Consider the following 11,722-nt stretch of genomic DNA (forward strand, 5'->3'; position numbering starts at 1 on the left):
AATCGGATGGATGGAAATGTCTCCTCGCTGCCAACAGCGGCGAAAAGCAAGGCCGGCAGACACCGGGGCCTGCTCGCTATCTTGCTCAAGCATCGTTACCGGTATTTATTGATCGCACCGGGCCTGCTGTACGTCTTGCTGTTCCGCTACGGACCGATGTACGGCATTGTCGTCGCCTTTCAGGATTATAACGGCTTCAAGGGTATTACCGGCAGCGAATGGGTCGGGTTCAAGTGGTTCCTGACGTTTTTCAACGGTCCGGATTTCTGGCATCTGATGCGCAATACGCTGATGATCAGTCTGATGAAGATCGGCTTCGGCATGGCGCCCGACATCGTGATGGCCATTCTGCTGAACGAGGTCCGCACGCGCTGGTTCAAGCGCAGCGTACAGACGCTCACGTATATGCCCCACTTTTTATCGTGGATCATTATCTATGGCATGGTGCTGGCGTTCCTCTCCACAAGCTCGGGGCTCGTCAACCACACACTGAAGGATTGGGGCTTCGATCCGGTTCCCTTCCTCACCTCGAACGACTGGTTCCGCTGGATTCTGGTCTTGTCTGACATCTGGAAGGACCTCGGCTGGGGCGCGATCATTTATCTGGCAGCTATCTCGGCGATCGATCCGCAGCTCTATGAAGCGGCCGTCATGGACGGGGCGAACAAGGCGCGCCAGATGTGGCATATTACGCTTCCCGGCATCCGCAATATCTTCATTCTGATGCTGACGCTGCGGCTTGGCAATGTGCTGGATGCCGGATTCACGCAAATTTTCGCGATGTACAATCCGCTCGTGTACGATTCGGTAGATATTATCGATACATGGGTGTACCGGGCGGGCATTATCGAGAACAGGGTCGGCCTGGCGACCGCAGTCGGGTTGTTCAAGTCCGTCGTCGGCTTAATTCTGGTCGTCATTGCCAACCGTGTCGCCAAAAAATTCGATTCGCAAATCTGGTAGGAGGGCTGCTGCTTGAGAGCTACAAAGGGCGAAAAGCTGTTTTATGGATTGAATTATTTCTTCTTATCCGCATGCGGGCTGCTGGCCGTGTTTCCATTTCTCTATGTGGTTGCCGTATCGGTAACGCCTTATGTGGAAGTGATCCGCCACGGCGGCTTCATCCTCATCCCGAGACAAATTACGTTCGAGGCCTACCGGCAGCTTCTCACCGAATCGGAAATTCCGCGTGCCTTCCTGAACTCCGTGTTCATTACAGTCACCTCAACGGCGCTCGGACTCGTGCTCACGACGATGCTGGCTTTCGGGCTTGCCAAGAAGTCGCTTCCCGGACGTCAGACGATTCTGCTGCTGCTGCTGTTTACGATGTTTTTCAGCGGGGGGCTGATCCCGCAATACCTGCTGATGAAATGGCTCGGGCTGCTGAATACGTACAGTGTGCTGATTTTGTCGGGCACCCTGTCGGTCTTCAATATGTTCGTCATGAAGGGGTTCTTTGAGAATTTGCCGGACGGACTGGAGGAGGCTGCCTTGATCGATGGCGCTTCCGAGCTGCAGACGCTGTGGAAGGTCATTCTTCCCCTATCCCGTCCGGTCATGGCCACCATCGGGTTGTTCTACGCCGTCGGCCACTGGAATTCGTTCTTCGAAGCGGTGCTGTACGTCCGCGACACGACGAAGCATCCGCTCCAGCCGGTTCTTCAGAAGATGCTGATGGTGCCCGATGCGTCTGAAATTCTGGGCAGCATCGAGGATTATGTCCCGAGCGAGGCGGTGAAGATGGCGGCAGTTGTCGTCTCGATCCTGCCGATTCTGCTGGTGTACCCGTTCCTGCAAAAGCATTTTACCAAGGGGGTGCTGCTTGGATCCATCAAGGGTTAGAATGGAATAAACGTCTGTATCAGGAAATTAGCCCGAAGGCAAGCGCATGATGACAATCAGAATGAGCGGGGGAACGTAAGCTATGAGAAAATCAAGTTCGATATGGATCGCAATGAGTGTAACGGTCGCGCTTCTGGCAGGATGTTCCGGCAGCGGTGGACAGTCCGGGCAGACAACTGCTCCCGGCGCAAGCCCGGATACCGCGAAGCCGCTGACGGTCGAGATCGACCGTTGGTTTCCGTCCACGGTGGAATATCCGGCGCCGGAGAAGAATGTGGTGCTGCAGCAAGTGAAGAAGGACCTGAACATCGATCTGAAATATACAGTCACAGCAGGGAAATCCGACGACTGGCGGGCCAAGCTCGGGACGCGAGTGTCCGCCAATGACTTGCCGGACGTCATCTATTTCTTCAATATGGCGGATTACCGGACGGCCAGCTCTCAAGGATACATTATCCCGCTGAATGATCTGCTGAACGATAAGAATATGCCGTCCAACATGAAGTGGGTCACTCCCGATATGCTGAACTCGATGACCGATGACAATGGGAAGTATTACGCAATTCCGGTGCGTCCGTCACCGTCGATTCTAGGCTATTTCATCCGCAAGGACTGGCTGGATACGCTGAATCTGAAGGTGCCGGAGACCGTCGAGGACTTTGCCCGGGTAGCTGCCGCATTCGCCAACGAAGACCCGGATCGCAACGGAAAGAAGGATACGTACGGCTTTACCGCGTCAGGCTGCATGACCTGCCAGGATTACTGGGGACTGATGGGTCCGTTCACTGGCAACATCAACCCGAATGAATTTATCGCCGACGGCGACAAGACGATCCAGGGCGGCTTTACTTCACCCCAGCTGAGATCGTACCTGCAATACATGAACAAGCTGATGAAGGACGGCGTGCTCGATCCGGATATCGCGACCAATGACGGCAACCGCAAAACCCAAAAAATTGAGCAGGGCCAAGCGGGCATCTTCATGTATACCGGCGATTACCCGCGCAACATCGAAGCGAATATGAAGAAGCTGAATCCAAAGGCGGAGCTGGTCTACGTCCCTGCCCTGACGGGTCCGGCTGGCAAAGTGTCTCCCGTGCCGAAGTCGGGCGTCACGAACGCGATCGGCATTACGCTGAAGGCAGCTCAGGATCCCGAGAAGGTGAAGCGGATCATGGAGTTGGTCAACTGGACTTATGGCGGCATCGGCCAGGAGTTGATGCTGTTCGGCGAGGAAGGCGTCAACCATAAGAAAACGAACGGCAAAGTCTCGGAAATCATCGACGGCAAGCAAAATGATTACCTGTCTGTCTACAACCTGAATGGAGGCATCTCTACCCTATTCAGCGATCCCGACGTTCTCAAGCTCAAATACAAGGATGCCAAGGAACTGGACGTGATCCAGCAAATGATCGCAAGCGTCGGCAAAGCAAACCCTGTATACAGCATCGGAGCCAAGGAACGGCCGGATCTGATGAACGATATCAAGAAATACCGCGAGGAAATGCTCGCCAAATTCATCTACGGTTCTGTTTCCACCGACGATGCCGGCTGGAATGACTACGTCAAAACCCATAACGAGAAGTACAAAGGCAATCAGGTGCGTGAAGCGATGCTGAACGACTTGAAAAAAGCAGGCGTCATTCAATAGCGACAACAGGTTCAGCTGCCTCGGCCTCGCGCCGGTTGAAGGGAAGCCGATTCCGTGGAGAACCGGGTCCTGAAATCCGGGAGCAAACGGGAGTTAACGCAAGGGGTGAACCCTCATGACCAAGATTCCGCTCAATTGGGAAGACATCCCTTAAACGGAATCAGATAGTCATATACAAAGGATCATAGCCAGACAAAGCAAAGAACACGTCCTCGGGAACGTGTTCTTTGCTTTGTAGAGGCCTTGGTATGACGAGCCAAAGTTCTGCAAGATGAACCCCAGCCAGTACCGGGCTGGACTTCCAGCTTACCCCGTCGCGCGGCTTACAATGCTCAGCACGTCGGCACGGCTCAGCTTGCTGCCGCCAGCCTTGATCAGCTTGACCGTGGCATGCGCCAACGCAAGCGGCAGCTTGCAGAACTGCAGAGCCGGACCCGGCTTCAGCTCTGCCGCATATTCGTCGGCTAGCTTCAGGTTGTGGTACGTGTAGCTGAGCATCTCCTCCTGCCCCCAGCCCTGCGGGTAGAAGTCGACGCCGCGCTCCCGGTCTTCCTTGCGATTGCGCAGGATGTTGACCGCCTGCAGCCCCCGGCCGAAAGCAACCGCCTTCACGCGATCGGTCTTAACCTCTGGATCATCCCACTCCCACAGCTCGGACAGCATCTCGCCTACCATGCCCGCTACGCTGTAAGTATAATGATCCAAATCCTGCTCCGTTTCAATGCGCCACTGCTTGCCCACCCAGTCGGCCATCTCCCCGGACATCAGCGCGGTATAACGGTATACCGGTTCGCTGGTCCCGGCCGGACACAGCTCCATCCATTTGTACAGCTGCAGCGTCACCTCAGGCAGCACTCCCTGGTATGGCGCCAGCAGCTCCTTCACCCGAAGCTCAGGGCGATCGGCCTCGCTCTGGATAACGTCGCGGATCGCGTACAGCAGCTTGATCTTGGTCGGATCGTCAAGCTCAGGACGATCCTCGATCTCGTCAATCGCCCGCATGCACAGATAGGCAGCGGTTACAGCCTCCTTCAACCCCGGCTTGAGGCGGGAGATGGGGATGTAGAAGGTTCGGCTCGTTTGCTTCAACATCTTGAGCGCTTCGTTCATAGCTTTGATAATCATTCACTCCATTTATGTCATGATGTCGTTCAGAGCCAGCGTTGTGCTGCAAAAAGCTCTGACTGTGGTTTCTCTTATGTCTATTTTCCTACGAATAGCTTGACAATGCAAATCTAATTATATTCAGCGTTTTTTCATCCTGCTGAGGCTTCCTCTGCACCTGCTGCCTAATTCCCTGTTTCTGTCATCATAGCAAAAAACACGCCTCGGTCAGGAAGCGTGTTGGTGCAGAGGATGACCCGCTGTTCTTGGATTTCTCTATACGCCAAAGGTCATGTCCGTATAGTAATAATAAGGTCCAGGCACGGTTGTTTCCCGGATCGACACCGGAAGTACGTATACCTCCGGGGGCTGCCCGGCCGTCAAGGTCTCGATCTCGATCTCATGGCTGCCTGCGGCCAGAGTAAGCTCGACCAGCTGCTCAGGGTGTGCGCGGTGGTAGGCGGGCATAAACTCTGTGGCATGCGGGCAGTCGATCACCGTCTGCCCGTTCAGCTTCAGCTTGACGGGATTAGACGTTGCCGCGATCAGACGCAATTGGCGCTCCTGCGGATTAACCAATCGGGTCCGAGCCCGGTACACGCCGTCAGCCGAAGCATCCGGCAGCTGCTCCCAGCCGATCCGGTTGCCAGCCATTACGGCTTCCAAGCCGGCTTCGCCGCTGTGCGGTCCCCATATCGTCCAGCGCGCTGCGCCAACGAGGGTGAATGGAATCTTCTGGCCGGCCCAGACCGATCCGTCATGACTGCGTGTCCAGCAGACCGCCAGCTCCTGATAGGGAGCGATATCGGACGAAGCTGTCAGTTGTGCAGTCCACTCTATCGACTCTCCCGGCTGCAGCTGGACGTCGGCCGCATCCTGGACACTCCAACCGCCCGGCACCGATAGCATGAGCTTTCCGGTCAGCGCGACGCGAGAGCGGTTGGTGAGCACGATCTCGAGGCTCTTCGTCTGCGCAGGAGCGATAGCCGGGCCTTCGTTCCCATAGTCGATGCTTAGCTCCAGGTCCACCTCCCTGCGTGTTCCGGCGGGCAGCAGGTATCGATTGGCCGTAGCTTGCTGGGTCCAAAGCTCTCGGATCCCGGCAGACGCGCCGGATCCGATATGGTTCGCGGACCATGAAGTCGCCAGCTCGGGGTGCACCACAATGCCTGCATCGGCATAAGCGAGCACCTGCTTACCTGCGCGAATCGTGCGGCGCGTCAGCTCATCCAGGCTCGTCGGTGCCGGAAAGCCCTTGATCGGCGGGCTGACGACGACGCGATCTCCCACCGGCTTCACCCAGCGCTCAGGCAGCCCTTCGGGTCCCAGCAGCATCCCTAGTATAGCTCCTAGCGTCGCTGCCGTGCAGTCGGTATCGTAACCGCAGTTGACCGCCTTCAGGATCGCATCCTCGAAGTCTTCCCCATACAGCCAGCCTAGGATCGTGAAGGCGATATTTTGCGGGGCATCGGTGAAATTATCCCGACCATGATGCTCCAGGATGAGCGAACGCGCCTCTGTCCAGCTATGACCGTCCCGATGCCAGCGGAGCAGGTCCCGGAGCGCCAGCGCCGTGCGGCTATCCTCCGGAATATACTGCAATCCGATCGCAATCAGCCGATCCCGGTCCTGCTCATAGAAGATCGCGCTCTCGATCGCGGCGAAGAACATCTCGCCATACACACCCTCGCCTCCGGCGTGATCGACGATAGCGTCCTGATACGCATAGTATGCGGCTTGCCCCGGGAAGCCGGGAGCGGCCATCGCCCAGATTTCTGAGCGGATCGGCGAGCCCATGCAGTTGGTGAACGGGTTGTTGAAGGCACCGGCTACCGGCGGCACCAGACCTCGGCGAAGATTCGTCAGCGCATAGCCGTACTCATCGAACGGGAAAAAAATATGCTCCAGCCATTCCTGTCCCAGTTCACGTGCCGTCAGGCCGGGTCCGTACTGCTCGAGCGCGTGCAGCCAGACGAGCTGCAGATCAAGGTCGTCATTTTCCAGCGGTCCGTCTGGCAGCTCCGGGTAATACGTTAGATTCAGCAGTTCCTTCTTCCCCTCGGCGGCATAGCCCAGCGTTCCCCCGATATTTTTACCGAGCCAGCCTCCATATACGATCCGGTAATAGTCCTGTTCATTCAATATGCTTACAGTCATCTCGCAGCCTCCATCTTCCCATTCCGTGATATAATGGTTACGTTTACACCATGCTTCGATTATAGAGAGCGAGCCTGAGACAAGACCATGAACAAGGCTAAGATTTTCCGGCTAAATATATCGGTTTCTACCGAGCCTTAAGGGGGCTTTCACTCCATGTATTATTCCATGTCACGCTTGTCCGTTCTGGATGTCCGGTGGGCGGACCTGTTCGACACATCAGCCAGTGCCTCCTTCCACAAGCGGCATCATAATCCGTATTACGAGCTGATTATCGTCGCCGAAGGCTCCGTCCATCTCCTTGTCGAGGGAAGCCCGCTGACGCTGTCCGTCGGCGACTCCATTCTGCTGAAGCCTTGGGAGCAGCACGGAGGCTGGGACGGGCCCGAAGGCAGAGGCAAGTTCTTCTGGGCCCAATTCTCCTGTGAGCCCGGCATGGAGGAATTCGCCCTGCACCGGGCCCCCGAGCTTACGATTGTCCATGCGGAGCGTACAGAGCTGCGCACCGTGGATATCCGCCATGAGGACCCCGTCATCATCCCCCGCCGCTATCTGACGCAGCACCGGTATAAGCTGCTCAGCCTGTTCCAGCAGCTGGTCGAGAAGATGAAGGAACCGACCGGGTACTTCCGCTTCGAAGCCACCTTGCTGCTGGCGCAGATGCTTCACCAGATCGCGGATGACTTCCTCCGGAGCAGCCATCTGGATACCCGGTTCCCCGTGTCGTATATCACATTCCGGCAGTTGGTCAATCATCTGAACAACGGATATGACGCCAAGCTTTCCCGCGAGGGACTGGAGCAGGCGATGGACCGGAAATACGAATACTTGTGCCAGGTGTTCAAGAAATATGCCGGCACCCCCATCAACCAATACATTCACCAGCTCCGGGTGCAACGGGCCAAATATTTGCTCCGTTCCACCTCCCAGAGCGTGAAAGACATCGCTGAGGAGACCGGCTACGACGACCCGTTCTACTTCAGCCGGATGTTCAAGCGTCTGGAAGGCGTATCCCCGCAGCAGTACAGGGAACAATCGGATGCCTAGGGATGAAGCGGCCTCCTTCTCTCTTCAATCCCTACAGCTTCGATAGTTCTTCTTCAATAAAAGCTCTCCGTTCCCCGATGTAGCGGAGAAACACGTGAAGGTCAGACATCATGTCATACGCGGAATGCCTGCGGGTTCCATCTCCCATCAGCTCGGGCAGTAGTTGTGCGTATAACGTGCGGATCTTTGGTTCCAGGGCTTCCCTTGTAAAATGCTTCTGAAGGACGCCCTGGAGTACTTTCCTGTATTTCCTTCGGATGGAAGGACACGACAGCAGCCTTTCCGTCAGCCCGTTGTAACCCTCAATACGCAAGCTACGGCTACTCACAATTTCCCCGTAACAATCCCGCCCCCAGGTTCCCTCATAATCCCATGGACTGATATGGTATTTGATGCTTCCCGAGGTTCGATATAACGCATAGTTCTGATCGAATCCATCGTAATTGCCGGTGCAAACGGCCCCGGCGAGCCAACGCAAATATTGGGGGATGTCCAGATGAGACTTTAAGTAGGCCAGCCTAGCGGAGTTTTTCAAAGTCTGTACTTTTCTAACAAACAGCGCTATCCGCTTCAATGGGCGGCGGAAGGACTTGCCTACCGTGCCTATTTCTTCCGTTGCACTTCTAACTCACACAGGAATGAACGTCCGGGCAGCCGCTGCATGTTTGATGAGAGGAGTTCAGCAGGCGCCTTGAAAGTCAGGGCTCCCGTCATGGAATAGGGGAATTGAATACAGGCGCTAGCGGAACTTATGCCTAGGCGGATCCACCTGCTGAAGCCGCTTGAGAGAGGTGCCTGAAACCATGCGAAGCCGCAATAACAGCGGGAATTTGCAAACTTCACGAAGCTGATTCGGCGCTTGTCCGCGTCCGTCTCAGCCGCTACAGAGATTTACCGAAGCCCAATCCTCCGGACCCCCATGGTCATAACATACAGAAGCTGACCTGAAAGGAGGCTGACAACATGGGTTATGTAGGTGGCGTTGGTGCTAGTTGTGCAGGTTTTGGGACGACAACTGCTATCGTTCTGGTCCTGTTTATCCTGCTCGTAATCATCACAAGAACATTTATCTAACAAGCGGCAAATAAAGCCTGACCCAACATGACGTACGGGGCGCCCCCCCGTACGGTTCAATCATGGATGGAGTCAGGCTTTCTCCATTGCCTGGGGTGAATAGGTCGTTTGCTGCCCCTACCGGGCGCAAGATCATGTTCTTGCCAATCCGCTCATCAACGCTTCCCATACAGCCTCAAGGCATTCATCATAGTCCGGCAGCTCCTACTCAGAGGAATGGGCCGGGGGTTAAAGAAGCTTAGTGTACGGAGCCATTCATAGAGACGTCTGTTGCTCTTCGGACTGGAGACCCGGTCATCCGGCCGAAGCAGCAGAACGGATACTGCCGGCCTGAACCGACAGCACATGGGTCCAGGAGGCTATCTCATCCATCGCGGCCACATATTTATCCTCATGCTTCACCTGCAGGGTAAGCTGTATCACCATCACTGACATGCCGGTACCGTACGGCGTCTCGGACGGACTGGAGGTCATTTTCATATTGAGAATCTGAATGCCGTGTCCATGGAAGGCGGCTGTGATCTTCGTCAGCGATCCGGCCTGGTCGACCAGTTCGATCTCCAGCTCCCGGTTCCGGCGTCCCTTGAGATGCAGCTTCTCCAGCTTGTTCAATACATACAGACTGATGAGGACGAATAACGTACACAATAGCGCTCCCGTGATGAAGCCTGCTCCCACGCATAATCCAATGGCGGCGACGACCCACACCGATGCGGCCGTCGTCAGTCCCTTGATCATATTCCCGTTCCGCATAATTGCGCCTGCGCCGAGAAATCCGATGCCGCTGATCACCTGCGCCGCCAGACGGGCGGGGTCCGTTCGTACATTGGGCTCATTCACAAATTCGGAGAATCCGTACACGGAGAGCAGCATAATCGTCGTCGACCCGAGGCAGACCAGGATATGGGTGCGCAGGCCGGCCGCATGATTATTCCACTCCCGTTCCATCCCAATCAGACCGCCCAGCAGCGCGGACAGCATCAGGCGGACAAACAGTTCCCAATGCGTGATATACCAGATGTGTGCAGTCATGGCCTATCCGCTCATTCCTTTTCCCACAATTCCAGCTTGGGACGGGAATCCCGATTGGCGGCGTTCAGTCCAACGTAGAACGAACCGCATACTTCTTCCCCCCGGGCCGGGTAACTTCTCGATATCGAGACGGCCTGCCCTTCGGCAATCTCCAGCCGGGTTACACTATGCTCCTTGGCGACAATGAAGAATACCTGTCCATCCGCCAGGACGAGCGCCTGGTGGCCGCCGAGGCATACGACCTGGAGACCCGCGGCGTCCGTACCAGACGCCAAATCCGGCAGCAGCAGCTTGAACTCCCGCTGCCCATCCAGCGAGATCAGCTTGAGCTGCCCGTTCTCCCGCGTCAGCCCTGCCGCATATCCTCTCCAGGCGTCCCAGGTGAGGATTCCCGTTCTTCCAGCGGCAAATGCCCGCTCCTGCTCGCTATACACATACAAAATGCCTGTCCCAGACAAAGACCATAAGCTGCGCCCATCGGCGATCAGCGCCAGACTCGGCTCGGGCAGGTCCGCGACCTGTTCGGCCGACAGCTTACCCGACTCGTCTGCCGCACGAATCTTCCACAAGGCCGCGCCGACAGCGGCCCATACCCCATCCTCCGGATGCACGGCGATCGCGCTCACTTCCTCCGTCAGCCCGGAGGAGACCGTCGGCCAAGGTCCGTTCGCATCCCGGACAAACCGCCAAGGGTCCCGGGCGCTGCTGCAGCCGACGTGATTCCCCCAGGCCATCCAGATCCGCTCTCCCGTTACGGCGAGTCCCGCCAGCGCAGGCCCGATATGGACGGTGCCGAAGACGGCCTCGACTCGGGGCTCAGCCTCCCAAGTGAAGCCGTCCTCCGTGGATACGAGGCAGCGGTCTGCCGACAGGGGAACAAGGCCCCTTGCCATCGCCGGCGCTTCGCCTACGGACAGCGCATACTTGCGGGACAGCGCGACCTCGGTCTTCCCGATCAAGGCTGGCGGAGGGCCGTCATGGCTCCAGCTGCCCTCCTCCGTGACCTCACGCTTGATGTGGTCCAAAGTCCGGACACGTATGCCCTGCTCCCCGATATCCAGAATCCGCGATTGTCTCATCCCGTCGCGGGTAAATCCGGCCCCATGGACGCCCGTAATAAAGAAGTGCGTACCGAACCGGTACGTATGGGAATCCGGATGAATATGGCTCAAGTGATAATGCGCCGAGAACCACATGACGATCTCCGGGGTGTGCTTAAACAGCTCATACCAGCGGTACGGATCATGATTCTCATCCAGATAGGCATTGGTCGAACGTACATGCACGCGAGGTACGGTGCGCAGACCGCTTCCGACCGGAGGAGCATGCGTGAAGAAGATGACCGGTACGCCCGGACGCTCCTGGAGCTTCGACTTCAGCCAGTCGAACTGCTCATCGGTTGCGAACACCTCCTGCACATCATAGCAGGAATCCGGGCTTTGCGGCTCCGTCGAGGCGAAGAAAAACCGTACCTGCTCGTACTCCAGCACTCCGTAGGGCTTATCAAGGCCGAACATGTCCAGGAACCGGGTCTCGATGGTGCCCTTCGGCTGCTCTCCGTTCCCCGATTCGCACTCCAGATCATGATTGCCCAGGATCGGCCGCAGGGGGACGGCCGGGTATCTCAGGAAGCGTTCCGCCTCCTCCAGCCCTTCAATCCGGCCGATCTTACCCTGACTGCCGAAGTCGCCAAGTGGAATGATCAGATCAGGCCTAGAGGCCGCTATATCCTCCATAGCCGCTTGCGTCAGCCCGTAATCCTCCGGCTTCAAATGAAAGTCTCCCAGTATAACGATTCTCATCCAGAACGCACTC

The 11,722-nt window shown here is 56.7% G+C and carries 10 protein-coding genes; 5 read left to right on the forward strand and 5 right to left on the reverse strand.

From position 1 onward, the window contains the following. Positions 1-6: 6 nt before the first annotated feature. The 3 genes from WMW72_RS10015 to WMW72_RS10025 all read left to right on the forward strand — a co-directional run bounded on the left by WMW72_RS10015 (position 7) and on the right by WMW72_RS10025 (position 3,493). Positions 7-963 (forward strand): ABC transporter permease, encoded by a 957-nt coding sequence (locus WMW72_RS10015; protein WP_341415304.1) that lies wholly within the window; start codon positions 7-9, stop codon positions 961-963. A gap of 12 nt (positions 964-975) precedes the next feature. Beyond that, on the forward strand, positions 976-1,842 hold the full coding sequence (locus WMW72_RS10020) for a carbohydrate ABC transporter permease (protein ID WP_341415305.1): 867 nt from the start codon (positions 976-978) through the stop codon (positions 1,840-1,842). Between the two features lie 82 nt (positions 1,843-1,924). Continuing rightward, positions 1,925-3,493, forward strand: coding sequence for an extracellular solute-binding protein (locus WMW72_RS10025; protein WP_341415306.1), 1,569 nt, complete (start codon positions 1,925-1,927; stop codon positions 3,491-3,493). A 306-nt stretch (positions 3,494-3,799) separates the two neighbouring features. Here the strand turns inward: WMW72_RS10025 and WMW72_RS10030 are convergent, their stop codons facing one another. Together WMW72_RS10030 and WMW72_RS10035 are read right to left on the reverse strand one after the other, a co-directional pair. Beyond that, a complete protein-coding gene (locus WMW72_RS10030; RefSeq protein ID WP_341415307.1) occupies positions 3,800-4,618 on the reverse strand; it encodes a squalene/phytoene synthase family protein in 819 nt (272 codons plus the stop codon). A 255-nt stretch (positions 4,619-4,873) separates the two neighbouring features. After that, the gene (locus tag WMW72_RS10035; protein WP_341415308.1) at positions 4,874-6,754 is read right to left on the reverse strand and encodes an ADP-ribosylglycohydrolase family protein; all 1,881 of its coding nucleotides are present in this window, start codon (positions 6,752-6,754) and stop codon (positions 4,874-4,876) included. 156 nt (positions 6,755-6,910) lie between these two features. Between WMW72_RS10035 and WMW72_RS10040 the strand changes: the two genes are divergently transcribed. Continuing rightward, on the forward strand, positions 6,911-7,801 hold the full coding sequence (locus WMW72_RS10040; protein WP_341415309.1) for an AraC family transcriptional regulator: 891 nt from the start codon (positions 6,911-6,913) through the stop codon (positions 7,799-7,801). Between the two features lie 31 nt (positions 7,802-7,832). On the opposite strand, the gene WMW72_RS10045 is transcribed toward WMW72_RS10040, so the two are convergent. Beyond that, the gene (locus tag WMW72_RS10045) at positions 7,833-8,375 is read right to left on the reverse strand and encodes a CotH kinase family protein (protein ID WP_341415310.1); all 543 of its coding nucleotides are present in this window, start codon (positions 8,373-8,375) and stop codon (positions 7,833-7,835) included. A 389-nt stretch (positions 8,376-8,764) separates the two neighbouring features. On the opposite strand from WMW72_RS10045, the gene WMW72_RS10050 reads away from it, so the two are divergent. Further along, the gene (locus WMW72_RS10050; protein WP_341415311.1) at positions 8,765-8,875 is read left to right on the forward strand and encodes a YjcZ family sporulation protein; all 111 of its coding nucleotides are present in this window, start codon (positions 8,765-8,767) and stop codon (positions 8,873-8,875) included. Positions 8,876-9,169: 294 nt separating this feature from the next. Here the strand turns inward: WMW72_RS10050 and WMW72_RS10055 are convergent, their stop codons facing one another. Beyond that, complete coding sequence (locus WMW72_RS10055; RefSeq protein ID WP_341415312.1) at positions 9,170-9,907, reverse strand: MgtC/SapB family protein; 738 nt, start codon at positions 9,905-9,907, stop codon at positions 9,170-9,172. A gap of 11 nt (positions 9,908-9,918) precedes the next feature. After that, positions 9,919-11,709 carry a metallophosphoesterase family protein gene (locus WMW72_RS10060; RefSeq protein ID WP_341415313.1) on the reverse strand — a complete coding sequence of 597 codons (1,791 nt, stop codon included), beginning with the start codon at positions 11,707-11,709 and terminating at the stop codon, positions 9,919-9,921. Positions 11,710-11,722 lie beyond the last annotated feature (13 nt).

Source organism: Paenibacillus filicis (assembly GCF_038070315.1).
Taxonomy (GTDB): Bacteria; Bacillota; Bacilli; order Paenibacillales; family NBRC-103111; genus Paenibacillus_G; species Paenibacillus_G filicis.